The 18,781-nt window shown below is 73.4% G+C and carries 18 protein-coding genes; 12 read left to right on the top strand and 6 right to left on the bottom strand.

The window, feature by feature from the left end:
• Positions 1–189: RskA family anti-sigma factor (locus ACLU3S_RS27640; RefSeq protein WP_413954672.1), on the bottom strand; the 189-nt coding region annotated here is incomplete at its 3' end.
• Positions 186–728: a sigma-70 family RNA polymerase sigma factor gene (locus tag ACLU3S_RS27635; RefSeq protein WP_413954671.1), complete on the bottom strand. Its 543-nt coding sequence runs from the start codon at positions 726–728 to the stop codon at positions 186–188. The genes ACLU3S_RS27640 and ACLU3S_RS27635, both read right to left, overlap by 4 nt.
• A 208-nt stretch (positions 729–936) precedes the next feature.
• Between ACLU3S_RS27635 and ACLU3S_RS27630 the strand changes: the two genes are divergently transcribed.
• From ACLU3S_RS27630 to ACLU3S_RS27605, 6 genes are all read left to right on the top strand, one after another.
• Positions 937–2,478, top strand: coding sequence for a DUF4331 domain-containing protein (locus tag ACLU3S_RS27630; protein ID WP_413954670.1), 1,542 nt, complete (start codon positions 937–939; stop codon positions 2,476–2,478).
• A gap of 99 nt (positions 2,479–2,577) precedes the next feature.
• A complete protein-coding gene (locus ACLU3S_RS27625; RefSeq protein WP_413954669.1) occupies positions 2,578–4,062 on the top strand; it encodes a tetratricopeptide repeat protein in 1,485 nt (494 codons plus the stop codon).
• Complete coding sequence (locus ACLU3S_RS27620; RefSeq protein ID WP_413954668.1) at positions 4,059–5,612, top strand: nickel transporter; 1,554 nt, start codon at positions 4,059–4,061, stop codon at positions 5,610–5,612. The genes ACLU3S_RS27625 and ACLU3S_RS27620 overlap by 4 nt, the downstream gene beginning before the upstream one ends.
• Positions 5,613–5,639: 27 nt before the next feature.
• The gene (locus ACLU3S_RS27615; protein WP_413954667.1) at positions 5,640–7,259 is read left to right on the top strand and encodes a serine/threonine-protein kinase; all 1,620 of its coding nucleotides are present in this window, start codon (positions 5,640–5,642) and stop codon (positions 7,257–7,259) included.
• 379 nt (positions 7,260–7,638) lie between these two features.
• The gene (locus tag ACLU3S_RS27610; protein ID WP_413954666.1) at positions 7,639–8,733 is read left to right on the top strand and encodes a DUF5925 domain-containing protein; all 1,095 of its coding nucleotides are present in this window, start codon (positions 7,639–7,641) and stop codon (positions 8,731–8,733) included.
• Between the two features lie 15 nt (positions 8,734–8,748).
• A complete protein-coding gene (locus tag ACLU3S_RS27605; RefSeq protein WP_413954665.1) occupies positions 8,749–9,519 on the top strand; it encodes a DUF72 domain-containing protein in 771 nt (256 codons plus the stop codon).
• Positions 9,520–9,568: 49 nt separating this feature from the next.
• On the opposite strand, the gene ACLU3S_RS27600 is transcribed toward ACLU3S_RS27605, so the two are convergent.
• Positions 9,569–9,976 carry a GntR family transcriptional regulator gene (locus tag ACLU3S_RS27600; RefSeq protein WP_413954664.1) on the bottom strand — a complete coding sequence of 136 codons (408 nt, stop codon included), beginning with the start codon at positions 9,974–9,976 and terminating at the stop codon, positions 9,569–9,571.
• A 71-nt stretch (positions 9,977–10,047) separates the two neighbouring features.
• Here ACLU3S_RS27600 and ACLU3S_RS27595 point away from each other — a divergent pair, with 71 nt between their 5' ends.
• Positions 10,048–10,977: an N-acetyltransferase family protein gene (locus tag ACLU3S_RS27595; protein ID WP_413954663.1), complete on the top strand. Its 930-nt coding sequence runs from the start codon at positions 10,048–10,050 to the stop codon at positions 10,975–10,977.
• A complete protein-coding gene (locus ACLU3S_RS27590; RefSeq protein ID WP_413954662.1) occupies positions 10,958–11,458 on the top strand; it encodes a DUF402 domain-containing protein in 501 nt (166 codons plus the stop codon). Before ACLU3S_RS27595 ends, ACLU3S_RS27590 begins: the two co-directional genes overlap by 20 nt.
• Position 11,459: 1 nt before the next feature.
• On the opposite strand, the gene ACLU3S_RS27585 is transcribed toward ACLU3S_RS27590, so the two are convergent.
• A complete protein-coding gene (locus tag ACLU3S_RS27585) occupies positions 11,460–12,059 on the bottom strand; it encodes a class I SAM-dependent methyltransferase (protein WP_413954673.1) in 600 nt (199 codons plus the stop codon).
• Between the two features lie 133 nt (positions 12,060–12,192).
• Here ACLU3S_RS27585 and ACLU3S_RS27580 point away from each other — a divergent pair, with 133 nt between their 5' ends.
• Positions 12,193–12,327, top strand: coding sequence for a hypothetical protein (locus tag ACLU3S_RS27580; RefSeq protein ID WP_413954661.1), 135 nt, complete (start codon positions 12,193–12,195; stop codon positions 12,325–12,327).
• A 1,328-nt stretch (positions 12,328–13,655) separates the two neighbouring features.
• Here ACLU3S_RS27580 and ACLU3S_RS27575 read toward each other — a convergent pair.
• Both ACLU3S_RS27575 and ACLU3S_RS27570 read right to left on the bottom strand, forming a co-directional pair.
• Positions 13,656–14,039, bottom strand: a complete 384-nt coding sequence (locus tag ACLU3S_RS27575; RefSeq protein ID WP_413954660.1) for a DUF6188 family protein — start codon at positions 14,037–14,039, stop codon at positions 13,656–13,658.
• A complete protein-coding gene (locus tag ACLU3S_RS27570; protein ID WP_413954659.1) occupies positions 14,036–14,341 on the bottom strand; it encodes a hypothetical protein in 306 nt (101 codons plus the stop codon). The genes ACLU3S_RS27575 and ACLU3S_RS27570 overlap by 4 nt, the downstream gene beginning before the upstream one ends.
• 426 nt (positions 14,342–14,767) lie before the next feature.
• Here ACLU3S_RS27570 and ACLU3S_RS27565 point away from each other — a divergent pair, with 426 nt between their 5' ends.
• From ACLU3S_RS27565 to ACLU3S_RS27555, 3 genes are all read left to right on the top strand, one after another.
• A complete protein-coding gene (locus ACLU3S_RS27565; RefSeq protein ID WP_413954658.1) occupies positions 14,768–16,141 on the top strand; it encodes an MFS transporter in 1,374 nt (457 codons plus the stop codon).
• A 513-nt stretch (positions 16,142–16,654) separates the two neighbouring features.
• On the top strand, positions 16,655–17,761 hold the full coding sequence (locus ACLU3S_RS27560; RefSeq protein WP_413954657.1) for a hypothetical protein: 1,107 nt from the start codon (positions 16,655–16,657) through the stop codon (positions 17,759–17,761).
• Between the two features lie 377 nt (positions 17,762–18,138).
• Positions 18,139–18,781, top strand: a 643-nt coding sequence (locus tag ACLU3S_RS27555; protein WP_413954656.1) for a lytic polysaccharide monooxygenase, incomplete at its 3' end; no start/stop codon positions are given.

Raw genomic sequence — 18,781 nt, 5'->3', positions numbered from 1 at the left:
CGCCGCCGTGGACCAGGCGAGCCGCACCGCGTCCTCCGCCAGGTCCCGTACCTCGGCGGCGCAGCGGCCGCAGCCCTGCAGATGCTTCTCGAAGCGGAGCCGCTCGCCGGGCTCCAGGGCGTCGAGGGCGTACGGAGCCGCGAGGGAGTGCAGGTCCTCGCGGCCCAGGAGGCGGCCCATGATGCTCATACGGCGCCTCCCAGGCACTCGCGCAGCCGGGTCAGTCCGTCGCGCATCCGCGTCTTGACCGTGCCGAGCGGCAGCCTGAGCCGCTCGGCCACCTCACGGTAGGTGTACCCGTCGTAGTAGGCCAGGGTGACGGACTGGCGCTGCAGCGCCGTGAGCCGGTTCAGGCAGCGGCGCACCCACTCGCGTTCGAGCCCGGCCTCGACCTCCTCGGTCACCTGGTCGAAGGCCGGCTCCCCGGCCCGCAGGGCCTCCCGCTGCTCGCGCTCGCCGGCCGCGCGGGCGCTGCGCACCCGGTCGACGGCGCGCCGGTGGGCGAGGGTGAGGACCCAGGACAGCGCGCTGCCCCGGCCGGGGTCGAACCGGCCTGCGGAGCGCCACAGTTCGAGCAGCACCTCCTGGGCGACCTCCTCGGACTGCGCGGGATCGCGCACCACCCGCCGGACGAGCCCGTAGACCGGCCCCGACACCAGTGCGTACAGGTCCTCGAAGGCTCGCTGGTCACCTCCCGCCACGAGCACCAGCAGCTCGTCGGCCGCCATGCGGGCCCCCTCACCACGGCCGCAGCCGGCCCTTCTTCGCGCACCGCGCATCCGCACGAGACACACCTCCCCACGGTGTTACGGATCAGCCGACGCAAAACGCGGGTCGGGCACACGGAAAAAAGTTTTCTCCCCGCCGACCAATCCGCCCGGCCGGCCGGCTCCGAATCCCGGGGCGTCAGGCAAGACGGCACTGAGGACGGACCGCATGACACCTCTCTTCTCCAGGAGCGGGGCAAGGCGCACGGGCCTGGTCACGCTCATCTGCGGAGCGCTCGCCGCCGGCGGGCTCGCAGCCGCCGGGGTCGCCACCCTGGAACCCGGGGCGGCCTCCGCCTCCTCCCACCGGGAGGCCCCGCTGATCTCGGGCGCCCCGCAGTACGACAACACGGACCTGTACGCGTTCGTCAGCCCGGACAAGCCCGACACCACGACCATCGTGGCCGACTGGGTCCCCTTCGAGGAACCGGCGGGCGGCCCGAACTTCTACACCTTCGCGGACGACGCCCAGTACGACATCCACATCGACAACAACGGTGACGCGCAAGGCGAGTTGCTCTTCCGGTACACCTTCAGGACGCACACGAAGAACGGCAAGACGTTCCTCTACAACACCGGTCCGGTCACCAGCCTGGACGACCCCGACCTCAACGTCACGCAGACGTACGACATCGATCTGATCAGGCTGAAGAACCAGCACGTGGTGTCGGACACCAAGCTGGCGGACGACGTGCCGGCGGCGCCGTCGGACGTCGGCAAGGCGTCCATGCCGGACTACGGCAAACTGCGCGCCCAGGCCGTGTACAAGACGGCCGGCGGTGCCACGACCTTCGCCGGGCAGGCGGACGACCCGTTCTTCGCCGACCTGCGCGTCTTCGACCTGCTCTACGGCGGCAACCTCAGCGAGGTCGGCCGGGACACCCTCAAGGGCTACAACGTCAACACCATCGCCCTGCAGGTGCCCAACTCCCTCATCCGCGAGTCGGCCGAGCAGCCGGTCGTCGGCATCTGGTCCACCACCCAGCGCCGCAACGCGCAGGGGTACTACGCGCAGGTCTCGCGCCTCGGCAACCCGCTGGTCAACGAGGTCGTCAACCCGCAGAAGGACAAGGACCGGTTCAACGCCTCGCAGCCCTGGAACGACGGGCAGTTCCTGAAGAACGTCACCGACCCCGAACTGCCCAAGCTCGTCGAGGCGATCTACAAGATCAAGGCGCCCGCCACGCCGCGCAACGACCTGGTCGACGTCTTCCTCAAGGGCGTCAAGGGCCTCAACCAGCCGCCGGGCGTGCGCGCCGCGGAGGAACTGCGCCTGAACACCTCGATCAAGCCGAGCATGCATCCCAAGCGGCTGGGTGTGCTGGACGGCGACAACGCGGGCTTCCCGAACGGGCGCCGGCTCACGGACGACGTGATCGACGCGGCACTGCAGGTCATGGAGGGCGAACTGGTCGGCTCCAAGAACGACCTGGGTGACGCGGTGGACAAGAACGACAAGGGCTTCGGGAAGTACTTCCCGTACGTCGCCGAGCCCACGTCCGGTTCGCGCGGGCCGCTCGCCAAGGGCACGACCGCGGGCACGGACGTGCGCAGCCAGCTCGGTGACGCCCTGCGGCCCGCGGACTCCTCCTCGGGCGGCTCCGGCACCACGACGCTGATCGCCGCCTCGGCGGCCTCGGGCGCCGCCGGCATCCTGCTGATCGGCACCGCCCTCGCGTGGTGGCGCCGGCGCATCCGGCGACCGTACTGACGCCGGCCCCACCCCTGACCGGCGCGGCCCGTATTCCCTTCCCCCACGGCGGGCCGCGCCCTTCCCTTCCCACACCATCAGGCGATCCGAGGAGAGGGCATGTCCCCGCGTACCGATGACGACGAGGCCGGCGAGCGGCAGGTGAGCACGGATCAGGACGGCGCCGCGGCCGCCGCCGCGTGCGAGGGCACGCCCGAGGAGGCACCCGGTACCCCCGGCGGCGACGAACGGGTCGCCGCCGTCCGGCGCGTCGCCGCCGCGGCACGCCGCTGGCGCGGTCTGCAACTCGCCGGTGCGGCAGCGCTGCTGGCGGTGGCACTGACCGGCGGGGCGATCGCGCTCGGCGCGGGCCGGGCGCCCGCATCGGTGCCGGCCGCCTCGGCCGCCGTCGACCCCGGCGCCCTGAACGGCGGCGACCTGAACGCGAGCATCGCCGCACTCCAGGCGCACCTGCGCAGCCAGCCGAAGGACGCGGGCAGCTGGGCCACCCTCGGCCTGGCCTACGTCGAGCAGGCGCGCACCACGGGCGACCCGTCCCGGTATCCGCAGGCCGACCGGGTGCTGCGGCGGTCCCTGGCGGTGGCCCCGGACAACGACCAGGCCCTGGCCGGCCGTGCCGCCCTCGCCGCGGCCCGGCACGACTTCACGGGCGCCCTCACCTACGCGGACCGGGCCCTGCGGCGGAACCCGTACAGCGAACGCGCGTTGTCCTCCCGCGTCGACGCCCTGGTCGAACTGGGCCGGTACGCCGAGGCGTCGAAGGCCGCCGAGACCGCCGACGCGCGCAAGCCGGGCGTGCCGGTCTTCACGCGGTACGCCTATGTGCACGAGCTGCGCGGCGACGTGTCGACGGCCCGGCGCGTCCTGCGGCAGGCGCTGTCCGGCGCCACTACTCCGGGGGACGTCGCGTACGTGGCCACCCAGCTCGGCCAACTCGCCTGGAACCAGGGCGAATACAAGGAGGCGCTCGGGTACTACGCCCGTGCCCTGGCCGCCCAGGACGGCTACCTCCCGGCGCTGGAGGGCCGGGCTCGCGCGCAGGCGGCGAGCGGCGATCGCGCCGCGGCGATCAGGAACATGGAGACGGTGGTCGCGCGCTATCCGCTCCCGCAACCGCTCGTCGAGCTGGGCGAGCTGTACGAGGCGCGCGGGGCGGCCGGCGACCGGGAGCGGGCCCGGCGGCAGTACGCCCTCGTGGACGCCTGGGTCGCGCCGGCCCGCGCCAACGGCGTCGACGCGGACCTGGACACCGCGCTGGCCGCCGCCGACCACGGCGACAGGGCGGCCGCGCTGCGTGCGGCCCGTGCCGAATGGGCGCGCCGGCACACCGTGCACACCGCGGACGCACTCGCCTGGGCGCTGCATGTCAACGGCCGTGACGCCGAGGCCCTGCCGTACGCCCGCCGGGCCACGGCCACCGGCTACCGCAACGCCGCCTTCCGCTACCACCTCGGCATGATCGAGCTGGCCACGGGCCACCGCACGGCCGGCCGGGCCTCGCTCGCCTCGGCCCTGAAGCTGAACCCGGGCTTCTCCCCGCTCGGCGCCGCCGAGGCCCGCAGGGCACTGGAGGCCGCCGAGTGAGGCCGCGTCTGCTGTTCGTCGTCCTCGCCGCCTGCACCCTGGCGCTCCTGCCGGCCGGCGCGGCCAGCGCCCATCCGCTCGGCAACTTCACCGTCAACCGCTACGACGGCCTGGTCGCCGCTCCCGGGCAGCTCCGCGTCGACCACGTGGAGGACCTCGCCGAGATCCCGGCCACCCAGGCGAAGCCCGACATCGCACGCCTGGGCCTGGCTCAGTGGGCCCGGCGGCGCTGCGCACAGGCGGCCGGGGACAGCCGGCTCACGGTCGACGGCCGCACCGCCACGCTGACGCCCCGGGACAGCACCGCCCGCCTGCGCCCCGGCCAGGCCGGGCTGAACACCCTGCGCGTCACGTGCCGGCTGACCGCGCCGCTGCCGCGGCACGCGGACGTGACCGTCGGCTTCCACAGCGCAGGCACCGCGGGCGGGCCCGGCTGGCGGGAGATCACGGCGCGGGGCGACCACATGACGCTGACCGCGACGAACGTGCCCGGACGGTCGGTCTCGCACGAACTGACCACGTATCCGAAGGACTTGCTGTCATCGCCCGCCGACGTCGCCGCCGCGTCCCTGCGCGTGCGGCCCGGTGGGCCGGCGCTCGCCGAGGAACGACAGGACGCCCCGGGGGCCGCCGTGCTCCCCCGCGGTGCCGACCGCTGGACCCGGGCCCTGGACCACCTCGTCGCCCGCCACCACCTGACCGCCCGATTCGCCGCGCTCGCGCTGCCCGTGGCGGTCGTCCTGGGCGCGCTGCACGCCCTCGCGCCGGGCCACGGCAAGACCCTGATGGCCGCGGCGGCGACCGCGCGCGGCGGCCGGGCCCGGCCGCGCGACGTGCTGCCCCTGGCCGCCTCGGTGACGGTGACGCACACCCTCGGCGTGGTCGCGCTGGGCCTGCTCGTCACCGCCGGTTCCGCCGCCGCGTCCTCGGTGATCGCCTGGTTGGGCATCGCCAGCGGCGCCGTGGTCCTCGCCGCGGGCGCGAACCTCGTACGCCGGGCCTGGCACCACCGCGCACACCCGCACGCACACCCACATAGGCACCCGCACCCGCACCCGGGCGCGCATGGCCATGAACACACCCACTCGCACGGGGGCGTCCCGCACCCCCACCCTCACCCGCACCACACGCATACGCATCCGGACGCGCATGGCCACGAACACACCCACTCGCACGGGGGTGTCCCGCATGCCCACCCCGCCGCCCCCACCCTGCGCGGCACGATCCTGCTGGGTTTCGCCGGCGGGCTGGTGCCCAGCCCGTCCGCGGTGGTCGTCCTCGTCGGCGCGGCGGCGCTCGGGAAGGCGTGGTTCGGGCTGCTGCTCGTGCTGGCGTACGGGGCCGGGCTCGCGCTGACGCTCACGGCGGCCGGGTTCGCGGTGGTCCGGCTGGGCTCGGGGGTGTCCCGCGTGCTGGAGCGGCGCCCGCGCTGGACCGCGCACCCGGTGGCCGCCCTGATGCGCCGGACCCTGCCGCTCGCGTCCGCGTTGCTGGTCGTCGCGCTGGGAACCGGATTGGTGCTCAAGGGGGCCGTAATCGCGCTCGGCTGAGCTACTTTTGTGGAGAATTCGCGCGAGATGCCTTGGGGGGCGCCCGTGTCCGAAGATCCGGGCCGTGAACGTGTGATCGCGGACCGCTACCGCCTGCTGTCCCCGCTCGGCGAGGGCGGCATGGGGACCGTGTGGCGCGCCCGCGACGAGGTGCTGCACCGCGAGGTGGCGGTCAAGGAGGTGCGGGCCCCGGCCGGGCTGCCCGGGCCCGAGGTGGAGCGGATGTACGCGCGCCTGGAGCGCGAGGCGTGGGCGGCGGCCCGGGTCGCGAACCGCAACGTGGTCATGGTGTACGACGTGGCGATGGAGAGCGGCCGCCCGTGGATCGTGATGGAGCTGGTGCGCGGGCTGTCCCTCGCCGACCGGCTGGAGGCGGAGGGCCCGATGCCGCCGCAGCGGGCCGCGCACATCGGTGCCGAGGTGCTGTCGGCGCTGCGCGCCGCGCACGCGGCCGGGGTGCTGCACCGGGACGTGAAACCCGCCAACGTGCTGCTGGCGAACGACGGCCGGGTGGTGCTGACCGACTTCGGCATCGCCTCGGTGGAGGGCAGTTCGGCGCTGACCATGACCGGCGAGGTGATCGGTTCGCCCGAGTTCCTCGCGCCGGAGCGGGCGCTGGGGCGCACGCCGGGCCCCGAGTCGGACCTGTGGTCGCTGGGCGTGCTGCTGTACGCGGCCGTCGAGGGCGTCTCCCCGTTCCGCCAGGACACCCCGCTGAGCACCCTGCGGGCCGTCGTGGACGAGGAGTTGCCGCCGCCGCACCGGGCCGGGCCGCTCGCGCCCGTCATCGAGGGGCTGCTGCGCAAGGACCCCGCCGCGCGACTGTCCGCCGAACGGGCCGAGCAGGAGCTGCGGATCGTCGCGGCCGGGGGTTCCCCCTCCGGGACAGGGGCGCCCCGCGCGGCCACCGTGCCGGTGGCGCCGTACAGCGCGCCGACGGTGGCGGCGCAGCAGCAACCGCCCTCCCCCACACCGCCGTTGCCGCTGCCGGAACCGGTCGCGAACCCGCCGGAGCGCGGCCGCCGCGCGGCGCTGGTGCTGGCGGTGGGCGTGCTCGCGCTCGTCCTGGCGCTGGCGGGGCTGGGTTACGCGCTGATGCACCACGGCAGTGGGAACGGCAAGACGGACGGCGCCGCGAGCACCGGCACGGCGTCGGCCCACACCCCGAGCGGCAGCACCGACTCGGACACCCGTGCGCCGTCGCCGGTCCGGAGCAGCAGCACGGCGGCGAGCACCGCGCCGGCCCAGTCCGTGCGGGTCACGCTGACCGGCTCGCACACGGCGTACTCGGGGACCTGTCCGCCGCCGTACGCGCAGGCGCCCACGTTCACGGCGACGTTCACGGTGGGCCGGGTGCCCGCGCAGGTGGAGTACCGGTGGGTGCTCGCGCACGGGTCGGTGTCGGACCCGGGGTGGAAGACGCTGCCGTTCTCGTCCGCCGGCAGCAGGACGCGGCAGGTGCAGGTGACCGTGACGGCGTACTCAAACAGCGGGACGATCGACAACGCGATCAGTGTGGAGGTGCGCAGCCCGGTGCGGACCACCTCCAACTCGGCACCGTTCTCGGTGACCTGCGTGACGACGACGCCGACCCCGTCGGACGGGGCCTCCGCCTCTCCTTCCGGCTCACCCAGCAGTTCGCCATGACCGGACGCGTCGGCTCGGCGCGGGCCGGGCCGGCGCACACCGGCAGGTGGCCGCCGGACCGGCCGCCGCGGTGGGGCGGCCGGACTCGCCGATGGGGAGCCGGTCGCCGCTGTGCGGCCGGGAGTTGCCAGAGCAGATCTCCCTGCCGGAGAACGCGGGACGGACGTCGCCGAGGACGACGTCGTGCCCCCGGGCCCGGGCCCGGACGGCCGAGTCGACGGGGTCGGCGGCGCCGTTCGACGTCCTGTCCAGGGCAGCGGCAACCGCGTAATCCCCCGCTCGGGCAGGTGTCGGGACACACCCGGAATACTCTTGGAACACCGGGAACAAGCGGCGGAAATGCCGTGCGCGGAGGGCATCGGTGACGGATCATGGCGGCATGTCTGCGAACCCACACGACGCTCTGCCGATCCGGCTCCACGTCGACGACTCCGACTCGCCGTCCGACGTCGTCGACGCGCTGTTCCTCGGCCGCTTCGCGACGGGCGAGCAGCCGTACTCGCACGCGGTCAACATCGACCGGGTGCGGTCCGGCGCGACCCTGCTGCCGGAGGGCGCCCGCGTGCTGCGGGCCGCCCGTGACGACGACCGCAGCGCCACCCTCGCCGAGGGCGACGGCTGGACGCTGCTGGTCTCCCGCTGGAACCGGGGTGCGGACGTCACGGTGACCGCGACCAGCGCCGACCTGGCGCAGCGGATCCTGGACCAGGCCACCGACGGCGCGGCCGACGAACCCGAGCCGCAGCCGGAGAACGTGACGATGGGGTTCTGGTACGTCTCCCCGCGCCGCGGCCCGCACCGCACCACCCGCCAGATCTCCGCGGGCACGTGGGAGGAGATCCGGCCCAACTACACCGGGCCGGTGGCGGACGCGATGGACCGTCTGATGAAGACCACCCCCGAGGACATCGCGGGCCGGCTGCTCCTGCTGCACGGCCCGCCCGGCACCGGCAAGACCTCCGCGCTGCGCACCCTGGCCCGCTCCTGGCGCGACTGGTGCCAGGTGGACTGCGTGCTGGACCCCGAGCGCCTGTTCTCCGACGTCGGCTACCTGATGGACATCGCGATCGGCGAGGAGGACGGCGCCGGCAAGGGCCGCTGGCGGCTGCTGCTGCTGGAGGACTGCGACGAGCTGATCCGCGGGGAGGCCCGGCACACGGCGGGCCAGGCCCTGTCCCGGCTGCTGAACCTCACCGACGGCCTGCTCGGCCAGGGCCGCAACGTCCTGGTGGGCGTCACCACCAACGAGGACCTGGAGCGCCTGCACCCCGCCGTGGTCCGCCCCGGCCGCTGCCTGGCCCGCATCGAGGTGGGCCCGCTGACCCGCACGGAAGCGGTCACCTGGCTCGGCACCGAGGAGGGCGTCGGCCGGGAGGGCGCGACCCTGGCCGAGCTGTACGCGCTGCGCCGGGGCACGGCGCCGACCTCGGTGCCGGGGGCGCGGGAGGGCGCGGACGCGGGGCTCTACCTGTAGTGCTTTCATGAAGTCATGACCTTGTTCCTGGGCACCTCGGGGTGGCAGTACAAGGACTGGCGGGGCCGGGTCTACCCGGCCGGGGTCCCGGCACGGCTGTGGCTGGAGGAGTACACCCGGCTGTTCGCCACCGTGGAGCTCAACAACGCCTTCTACCGGCTGCCGTCGTACGACACCTTCGCCGCCTGGCGGGTGCGGGTCCCGCCGGACTTCGTCGTCGCGGTCAAGGCCAGCCGGTATCTCACGCACATCAAGCGGCTGAAGGACCCGCAGGAGCCGGTCCACCGCCTGATGACCCACGCGGCGGGCCTCGGCGACCGGCTGGGCCCGGTCCTGCTGCAGCTCCCGCCCACCCTGCACGCCGACCCGTCCCTGCTGGACGCCTGCCTGGCCTGCTTCCCGCGCGGGACCAGGGTCGCCGTGGAACCCCGCCACGACTCGTGGTGGACGCCCGAGGTGCGCGAGGTCCTCTCGGCCCGGGGCGCGGCCCTGTGCTGGGCGGACGTCCTGGCCCGCCCGGTCACCCCGCTGTGGCGCACCACCGACTGGGGCTACGTCCGCTTCCACCAGGGCCGCGCCCAGCCCTGGCCGCGCTACGGCCGCCGCTCGCTGGAGACGTGGGTGGACCGCGTCGCGACGACGTGGCGGGACGAGGGGGACGTCTACGCGTACTTCAACAACGACCCGGGCGGCGCGGCGGTCCAGGATGCGGTCACGTTCGGGAAGGCGGCCGCACGGGCGGGGCTGACGGTGACGCGGATTCCGGAGCCGGCGAGACAGCGCTGACGTCCTTCGGCCTCGCCGCCGCACCGGGGGCCGCCGAGCCGGACTCCGCTCAGCTCCCCGCCGAATGCCCCGTCGAAGGCCCCGCCGAACGCCCCCCGTATGCCGCCCGCAGGGCGTCGCGCACCGCGGCCAGCGCCTCCTCCTCCCCCAGGCCCAGCCGCCGCGCCCGCTCCACGTAGGCCTGGGCGGCCAGCGACGCCTCACGCTCCGCGGCCGAGCCGGCGGCGGCCACATACGTGCCGTGGCGCCCCCGCGTCTCGATCACCCCGTCGCCCTCCAGCGCCCGGTACGCCTTGGCCACCGTGTTCACCGCGAGCCCCAGGGACTCGGCCAGCCCCCGCACGGTCGGCAGCCGGTACCCCACCGGCAACGCCCCGGACCGCGCCTGCTCGGAGATCTGGGCCCGCACCTGCTCGTACGGGGGCGCGCTGTCATCGATGCGGATCTTCAGGCTCACGGGGCGATTGTCCCGTACCCGGCGGAAAATGAGAGGCACCCCCGGCAGGTCTCCCCCTACGGTGCATGCCCATGACCGTGATCGTGCGCGACCTGCGCCCCGACGTCCCGGCCGACACCGAGGGCTTCGCCCAGGTGCGCCGTCTCGCTCTGCCGTACATCCTGTTCACCTCCGAGTCGGTCCGCCACAACGCCGTCCATCTGCCGGCCGAAGCCCGCTACCGCCCGCTGGTCGCGGAGGAGGACGGCGAGGTGATCGGCACGGCCCAGGTCCATCTGGCCCATGACAGCACCGAGCCGGGCCAGGGCCTGCTGAACATCTACGTCCGGCCGGACCGGACCGGCCGCGGCGCCGGCGGGCTGCTGCTGCGCGCGGCCGAGGAGCATCTCGCCGCGCAGGGCGCGACCAGGCTGCTGAGCTGGGTGCTCGACGAGCCCGCCAACCGCGCCTTCGCGGAGCGGCACGGCTACCGGGGCAGCCGGTCGGCCCACTTCCTGCGCCTGGACCTGGCACGCGCCGCCCTTCCGCCGCTCCCGGACACCCCGCCGGGCGTCGAGCTGCGCACGGCCGCGGACTTCGCGGGCGACCCGCGCCCGCTGTTCGAGCTGGACGCGGAGACCATGCAGGACGAACCGGGAGACGTCGACTTCGCGTACACCGACTACGAGGCCTGGCTCGAGCAGTACTGGAGGCATCCGCTGCTGGACCGCGACCTGACGGTGGCCGCGTGTGCCGGCGGCCGTCCGGTCGCCTTCAGCGTGGCCTACACCGACGGCGGCACCCGCTACTCCACCGCGATGACCGGGACCGCCCGCGATCACCGGGGCCGCGGCCTGGCCAAGCTGGCCAAGCTGCACTCCCTGCACCGGGCCCGCGCGGCCGGGGTCACCGAGGCCTTCACGGGCAACGACGCCGGCAACGACCCCATGATCGCGATCAACATGTGGCTGGGGTACGAGACCTGTGCCACGGAGGTGCGCTATGTCCGCGAACTCGGCTGAGCCAGCCGCGCAGTTGGAGGTCGTCCTGGTCAAGGCCGGGCGTACGAAGATCCGTTACCGGTGCGCGCTCCTGCAGGACGACGGCACCCGGATCGTCGTCCGCGCCCCGTGGGCGGGCTCCGGCGTCCGGGACTTCGGCTTCGTGCGCTTCGCACCGGGCGACGTGTTCACCGAGTACTACTGGCGGGACCGCTGGTACTCGGTGAAGGAGGTCAGCGCCCCGGACGGGTCCGTCAAGGGCTGGTACTGCGACATCGCGCGCCCCGCGGTGCTCTCCGGTGCGCAGCTGGTGGTGGAGGACCTGGACCTGGACCTGTGGCGCTCCGCCGACGGCACGGACGTGCGCCGCCTCGACGAGGACGAGTTCGCCGAGAGCGGCCTGGCTCAGACGGACCCCGGGGCGGCCTCCGCCGCGGTGGCCACCCTGGACGAGCTGGAGGCCCTGGCCCGCGGTCCCCGTTTCGCTCAGCTGCTGGCCTGACTCACACCGTCGCGATCACCGCGTACCGCTCGTCGTCCACGGGTCTCCCCCACAACAGCGGGTCGTCGGACAGTCGCTCCACGCGAAGCCGCGAGGTCAGCGGCTCGAGGAGAGCGGTGAGCCGGCCGGCGGGCACGCCGACGGGATGGAGGGTGCCCCACACCCCCTCGACCAGCACGAAGCGGCCTGCGGGCCGCAGCAGGGTGTGCCAGTGCCGAAGGACCCGGGCCGGGGCCGGCAGCGTCCACAGCACATGGCGCACCAGGACGACGTCGAAGCGCTGCTCCGCCACCGGCGGCGTCGCCGCGTCCCCGCGCAGGATCACCGCGTCGCGGCCCGCGAGCTTGGCGCGGGCCCGCTCGACCATGGCCGGGGAGCTGTCGACGCCGGTCACCCGGTGTCCCTGCTCGGCCGCGAGGAGCGACAGGCTGCCGGTGCCGCAGCCGAGGTCGAGGACGTCGGCTGAGCGCTCGGGCAGCCAGGTCCGGAGTCTGTCCGCCCAGGCCGCGCGGACCTCGGGCGCGCGCAGGCCGTGGTCCGGCTCGTCGTCGAACGCGGCGGCCTGCGCGTCCCAGTCCACTGGGGCACCGGCCGCAACCATCTGCTCACTGTCGTTTGTCACAGGGCCCAGAGTGACAGCCGCCACTGACAATCCGGCATCGATGAGGAACTCTCGCCGAAAGCGTCCGCCTCCGTGACAACACGGAACCCGGTGGGCACTGAAGGAGGCAGCCATGCGCCGCGTGACCGTGCACAAGCCCCTGAAGAGGACCGGAAGCCGCCGCATCCGCGAAGAGGCGGACGAGCGCCCGACGGGGCGCCCGGAGGTGCGCAAGGACATCGCACGCACCTGGTGGCCCGACGGCTGACCCCGGCCCAGGACCACGAGCAGCCGCCCGAGCCCGGCGTCCCACCGCAGTGACCACCGTCACGGCATCCGACCGACGGCTACCTGAGCACAGTCCTTCTGCGCCCTCCGCGATGACGGGGCGCCGGTGCCTGAACCCACCGGAAGCGCACCGGACCCCGTGTGCAAGGCAGTTGGAGCCTCGGAGTGGCGATGTGCGCGCCGTGTCGGCCTCCGCCATGATGTCCGCGTGCAGATAGCCCGGCTCGTCCTCGACTACCTCAGGGTGCTCGCGTGGCCTCTGGTGACCTTGGCAGTCGCCTACGGGTTCCGGGGAGACATCAGAAATCTGATCAAGCGGGTCCGCGCCCTCAGCGCTCCGGGGTTCGACGCAGAGTTCTCCGAGGAGATCATGGAGGCGAGCGCCCAGGCCGAGGCAGCCATTCGACGGGCGGCGCCCCCACCGCTCGGCGTAGCAGCGCGGCAAGGTCCTCCGTTCCCTTGGCCGCGGCCTCCTGTGAACGACGAGCGACCGTCGGGGCCGCCGTGGGCGTACGCGTGGCCGCCGTCTCCTCCTCCGGAGGCCGACGGACAACCCGGGCAGGCGGCGCCTGATGACCAGCCACCGGTTTCCGGCGGGGGCGACGACGAGTTCACCATCGATCGTCCACCGAGTCGGTACGTCAACGGCGACGACTCCTCGGGGACTTCCCCGACCGGCACACGCGAGGAACAAGAGGACAACGCGCAGTCGGCCCCGCAGCCGCCAGTGCCCCAACAACCGCAGAACAATTCATCTCCGACCGCGCCGGGCCCCGGTGCAAGCCCTCCCGTTCCTCCTCCGCCCCCGCCCCCGCCGCCGGCTCCGGGTCCGCTCCAAGCCGGTACGGGCGGAAGGCCGGTGACGGGAATGCCGATGCCGGAGGCAGAGGTGGTCTCTCCGAACCTGGCGATGGCCTACGTGTCCCCGGAGGGAGCCATTCTCGCCGCCTGGCGGCAGGTCGAAACGCAGCTCAGGAAGGTGTCGCCGAGTCTGCCCGGAGCCGCCCGTTCCCTACCGGACCTCATACACGTTCTGGGGCTCCCGGCGGACATCGAGCGGTCTCTCCACAGCTTGCGGAGAATCCGGAACGAGGTTGTTCACGGACGAGGGCGCAATCCAAGTCCTGAGGCCGCAGCGGACTTTGTGGAGGGGTGCGAGGCCATGGCCAAGTGGTTGAGCGACTACGGTCGAAGCAGACTCCCCGTTCCCGTCGCCCGTACCCCCTACTGGCCATAGATTTCGCCGGCCGGCGAGAGGGCGGGTGCCCACCTTCTCGGTCGTCCGGGTCCGGTCACGACAGTGACCGGTCACTCGGCGGCGCAGGCGCAGGTCCGCATGGCCGTCGACAAGGAGAACTGCGCGTCCGGGCCGATCCACAGCGCCGAGCCGGCGTCGAAGACGATGGCGATCGAGGCGTCGGCCTGCACTCTGACAGATCTCACCGACTGGCCGTACAGATCGAGCACTGGGGCGACGGCGGAACCGCTTCCGGGGTACACCTCGTGGTGCTCGCCGTCGGCGTTCCGCAGGCGGAACACGGTTTCCAGGATCAACTCCGTCGTGACAGGCTGCGTCTCGCTTCCGCACGAAGCGGCGAATCCCAGGCGCACGCGCGAGTCGCACGAGGTGTCTTCGACCCGACTGCCGGTCAGCACTGAGAGCATATGGTCCATATTTTTCATGGTGTTCATTCGGCGACTGGCGTGGCCCTCGGAGAGGGGTTGTCGGTCCTGTGCATCAAGACGACGTTTCCGGCGGCCTGCATGCGATGGACATCGATGCTGAAGCCCTCAGCGCCCATGACTTCCCTGGCGCGGCGCAGGTCGTCCAGCAGTGCGTCGAGGCTTTCCACCGGGTGGTCGTCGGAGGTGACCGACTGCCGGCTGACGTCGGCGTGAACCAGCCGCTTGCAGGTGGTGACGGCGTCTTCGTACGTGGGGCCGAAGTTGGCACAGAAGTCGCGCGCCACGTCCATGGGTGATGCAGTGCTCACGTTCTCACGTTCCTATGAGGCGAACCTGTCGGCGCTGCCACCCTGGCCGCTTGAGACTGCGACGGGCAGGTCGGGCCGTTCCGGGGAGCGAGGTTCCGGGGAGCCGCGTTCCGGGGAGCGGCAGGGCCCCCCACCGTTCAGCCGTCCAGGTGGCGCCGCGTCGTCGACCGGACGGACTCCGCAGGAGAAGTGAACGGGCGGCGACGTTCACGCCCACCGACGGTCCGTGCGTGGGACGGGGGCGTTGGGGGGCCGCGCTGCTCCCCGGAACGCCGCTCCCCCGAACCGTCCGGCCTGCCATGTCATGCCGGGGCGCGCGAGGGTGGTCGAGTGGCCTGCGCCGCCGAACGCGCGAGGGCCGGGCGTGCCTTCGTTGATTCCCTTTCCGCTCCCAGGAGTTCTGCCGTGCCAGGTACCGATCCCGTCGTGTCCGCCGTGAGGCCCGATGTCACCGACACCGCCCCGCGTGCGTACGGCGCGGCCATGGCGGCCGCGCTGCTGGGCATCGCCGTGATGACGCTCGACGCCCTGATCGTCAACGTCGCTCTGCCCTCCGTCGGACGCGACTTCGGCGACGGCATGACCGGGCTGCAATGGGTGGTGGACGGCTACACCCTGATGTTCGCCGCGCTGCTGCTGTCGGCCGGGTCGGTGACGGACAGGGTCGGCGCGCGTCGTGCGTTCGGCGCGGGGCTGGCCGTGTTCGTGACCGCCTCGGCGGCCTGCGGCCTGGCGCCGAACCTGGGCGTGCTGGTGGCCGCCCGGCTGGTTCAGGGCTCTGGCGCGGCGATGATCGCCCCCGCCTCGCTGGCGCTGATCCGCGAGGCGTTCCCGGACTCGGCCCGCCGGGCCCGGGCGATCTCGATCTGGGCGGCGGCCAGTTCGGTGGGCGCCGCCGCCGGACCGGTGGCGGGTGGTCTGCTGAGCCAGGTCAGCTGGCGGATGATCTTCTTCGTCAACCTGCCGATCGGACTGGTCGCGCTCCTGTTGCTCACCCGCACCGCGCGCTCTCCCCGGCGTCCGGCGCCGTTCGACTGGACCGGGCAGATCGCGGCCGTCGCCGCGATGGGCGCCCTCACCTACGGGGCCATCGAGTCCGGCGCGGTCGGCATCGACGCGCCCCGCGTGCAGGCGGCCTTCGGGCTGGCCGTGGCAGCGGCGGCCGTGTTCCTCGCCGGACAGGCACGCGGTGCGCACCCGATGGTGCCCCTGGCGTTGCTGCGTTCGCGCGCCATGGGCGTCGCGGCCACGGTGGGCTTCGCCGTCAACGTCGGCTTCTACGGCATGGTGTTCCTGCTCAGCCTCTACCTGCAGGAGAGCCGGGGCCTCTCGGCACCGGCCGCGGGCCTGGCCTTCGTGCCGATGACGGCGCTGACCGCCTTCATCAGCCCCACCTCATCCTGGTTCGCGGCGAAATTCGGGGCACGTATGCCCGTTGTCACCGGGCAGCTCGTCATGTCCGCCGGGCTGGCGGTCCTGAGCCTCGCCCCGGCGTCCACGCCCACCTGGGCGCTGGTCGCGCTGATGGTTCCGGTCGGCGCCGGAGGATCCCTCGCCCTGCCCTCGGTGACCGCCCTGCTCCTCGACCGGGTTCCGGCCGAGCGCGCGGGCACGGCCGGCGGCGTGCTGAACGCCGCCCGGCAACTCGGCGGCGCTCTCGCCGTCGCCGCGTTCGGCGCGCTGGTCACCCACGCCTCGGGATTCCACGACGGCCTGCGCGTCAGCCTGCTGCTGGCCGCCCTCCTCGTCCTGCTGGCAACCACGGCCAACCTACTGCTCCGGTCAACCACCCGGCGTTGACACCCTGCCGGACGCACGGCCCGGCAGGTCAGTCATCCGTGTCTTCCGGACCGACGTCGTCTTCTGGACCGACGTCGCGGAAGACACTTCTGTAGTCACCACTGCGAACAAGGTCATCGACGACCTCGACCATCCGAGGAATGCCTCGGTCGCGGCCGTGACCGCCGGTGCCGCCCTGTCCGCGGTGCGCGCGGTGCTGCGCACCCGCTGGGCCCGTCGTGCGTCCGGCCTCACCGAGACGGGCCCGGCGCCCCTGCCGCGGGCGTTCGAGATCCTGCGCGGGATCGGCTCCGCCGAGCGGCGGCCGGGACGGTCCGGGCCGACGGCCCGTCAGGACAACGGCGTCGACGCGCCTTTACTTCGGTGCGGATCACGTAAGAAAATGGTGTGCCTGTACGGCCGTTCGCTCACCGCAAGTTCGCCGCACCTCGTCGGCAGGCGCCGGTTCGTACGCGATCAGGCCCCGAGACGGTGTCCCCCACCCCGGCTCCAACTCCCCGGTGAAGGACGCCCATGCGACGCTCCACGCTGTTCACACGCGCCTTCGGCGGCGCCGCCCTGGCCTGCGCCGCCGTCGCACTCTCCCTGGTCTTCCTGCGCTACGACGCCCCCGCTCCGCGCTGGGACATACTGACGGCCCTCGCCGCGGCCGCCGTCACCGCCGGCGCCTGGGCGCTCGCCTGCCGGGCGGCGCCGCCGCTGGGGCCGGCGCCCTCCGCCGCGACGCAGGAGTCCTCGGTGCCTCCGCTGCCCCGCCGCCTCCCGCTCCCCGCGCGTGACGTGGGCCGTACCACCGGTGCCGTCCTGCTGCTGCTGACGCCGCTCGTGCTCACGCGGCTGGCCGCCGGTTCGGGCGGAGTGCTCTCCGGGGTGCTGATCGTCCTCGTCCTCGTCGTGACCGTGAAGACACTGCTCTTCGCACGGCGCCGGGTCAGTGACGCCGACGTCCGCAGCAAACTGCGGGTACTTGCGGAGGATGCCGGGCGGGGCGAGTTGCACGGCGTGCGGGTGCGGGTCGGGGAACCTGTGCGGATGCGGTACAGCAAGCGCGGTGACAAGCCGGGCGAGCTGAGCGTCACGCAGTTCCACTGGCTCGTGCTGCGGGCCGGTGGGCGCGAGATCAAGTTCGCCGTCTCTCCCCAGGAGGCGGGCAGCGCGGCGGTCCGCCTCGGCGGTCAGGAGGGCTGGCTGTGCTGGCCGGAGCGGTGGAAGCTGATCGACGAGGAGCTACCGGCGGCGCTCGTCGCCGACACCGGGGAGGTGGCCATGGGGCTCACGGATCCGGACGAGGCGCGGCCGTACCTCACCGGCACCGGCACCGGCACCGGCCGTCCTGCCGTGTCCGACCGGCCTGCGCAGCGGCTCGCCCGCGCCGCCAAGTTCTCCGGGCCCGTGCACACGCGGATACTCGGCGGGGCGCTGCTCGCCGCCCTGATCGCCACGCCCGTCCTCTACGTCGGCCCGGACCGGCTCCACTGGGCGCTCGACTGGCTCCTGTGCGGCCTGGCCGCGGCCTCCGTCGTCGTCTTCTCGCTGCGCGGTCTGGCAGAGGCGAGTGAGGCCCTCCCGGACGGTGTCACCTGGACCGTCCAGGAGGAGTCCGACCCGTCGATCGCCTGAGGCGGACGCTCACTGCTGCGGCATGCGGGCCCGGACCTCGTCAGTCGACGGCCGGGCCCGCGGTGGACCGGGCCGGCCCCGCAGCGGCTCCGGCCCCAGCCGGGAGCGCGCCCGGGAGATCGCCCCGGTGGGCCGACCGAGGCGTCCGACGGCGGACGAACCCGAACTGACGCGGACAGTCAAGCTGGTCGACCGCAAGTGGGCCACCGGGTTCCCCACCCCCCTACCTGAGCCCCCGGTTAGCCCGTCCTTAACGGCACCATAAGGATCTCCTCCAACCGCCTCCAGCAGGCGATTTCGCGGTTCTGGGGGGCTAGCTTCGGACTCACCCCACGGGATCCAGCCCACCCCCCACGGACCGTTAGGAGGAGTTCCGCATGCCCGTCCGCCGCGCGGCAGCCGCCGTCACCGTGATCGGTCTGGTGCCGCTCGCCCTGACCGCGCTCGCTGCCGCTCCCGCGTCCGCGCACGGCTCGATGGGTGATCCGGTCAGCCGGGTCGCGCAGTGCTACGCCGAGGGGCCGGAGCACCCGAAGTCGGCAGCGTGCAGGGCGGCCGTGGCGGCCGGCGGCACGCAGGCGCTGTACGACTGGAACGGTGTCCGGATCGGCGACGCGGCCGGCCGGCACCGGCGGCTGATCGCGGACGGCAAGCTGTGCAGCGCGGGCAACGAGGAGTTCAAGGGTCTCGACCTGCCCCGCGCCGACTGGCCCGCGACGCGCGTGCGCAGCGGGCGGTACACCTTCAAGTACCGCGTGACCGCCCCGCACCGGGGCACCTTCACGGTCTATGCGACCAAGCCCGGTTACGATCCGGCCCGGCCTCTGTCCTGGTCGGAGCTGGATCTGGAGCACCCGGTCGCGACGGCCGCCGACCCGGTCGTGTCCGGCGGCTTCGCCATGTTCTCCGGCACACTGCCCGAGCGCACGGGCAGGCAGCTGCTGTACGCGGTCTGGCAGCGCTCGGACAGTCCGGAGGCCTTCTACTCCTGTTCGGACGTCGATTTCGGCGGCGGCGGCG

Origin of the sequence: Streptomyces sp. AF1A (genome assembly GCF_047340315.1) — a bacterium.
Taxonomy (GTDB): Bacteria; Actinomycetota; Actinomycetes; order Streptomycetales; family Streptomycetaceae; genus Streptomyces.
Note: the sequence above shows the minus strand (reverse complement) of the source record. Positions and strands in the feature narration are given on the sequence as shown.

Excerpts from the sequence above, each read along its gene's own strand:
- ACLU3S_RS27635 (WP_413954671.1), bottom strand. The coding sequence starts at position 728 with ATGGCGGCCGACGAGCTGCTGGTGCTCGTGGCGGGAGGTGACCAGCGA.
- ACLU3S_RS27630 (WP_413954670.1), top strand. The coding sequence starts at position 937 with ATGACACCTCTCTTCTCCAGGAGCGGGGCAAGGCGCACGGGCCTGGTC.
- ACLU3S_RS27625 (WP_413954669.1), top strand. The coding sequence starts at position 2,578 with ATGTCCCCGCGTACCGATGACGACGAGGCCGGCGAGCGGCAGGTGAGC.
- ACLU3S_RS27615 (WP_413954667.1), top strand. The coding sequence starts at position 5,640 with ATGCCTTGGGGGGCGCCCGTGTCCGAAGATCCGGGCCGTGAACGTGTG.
- ACLU3S_RS27610 (WP_413954666.1), top strand. The coding sequence starts at position 7,639 with ATGTCTGCGAACCCACACGACGCTCTGCCGATCCGGCTCCACGTCGAC.
- ACLU3S_RS27605 (WP_413954665.1), top strand. The coding sequence starts at position 8,749 with ATGACCTTGTTCCTGGGCACCTCGGGGTGGCAGTACAAGGACTGGCGG.
- ACLU3S_RS27595 (WP_413954663.1), top strand. The coding sequence starts at position 10,048 with ATGACCGTGATCGTGCGCGACCTGCGCCCCGACGTCCCGGCCGACACC.
- ACLU3S_RS27590 (WP_413954662.1), top strand. The coding sequence starts at position 10,958 with ATGTCCGCGAACTCGGCTGAGCCAGCCGCGCAGTTGGAGGTCGTCCTG.
- ACLU3S_RS27585 (WP_413954673.1), bottom strand. The coding sequence starts at position 12,059 with ATGGTTGCGGCCGGTGCCCCAGTGGACTGGGACGCGCAGGCCGCCGCG.
- ACLU3S_RS27580 (WP_413954661.1), top strand. The coding sequence starts at position 12,193 with ATGCGCCGCGTGACCGTGCACAAGCCCCTGAAGAGGACCGGAAGCCGC.
- ACLU3S_RS27575 (WP_413954660.1), bottom strand. The coding sequence starts at position 14,039 with ATGAACACCATGAAAAATATGGACCATATGCTCTCAGTGCTGACCGGC.
- ACLU3S_RS27560 (WP_413954657.1), top strand. The coding sequence starts at position 16,655 with ATGCGACGCTCCACGCTGTTCACACGCGCCTTCGGCGGCGCCGCCCTG.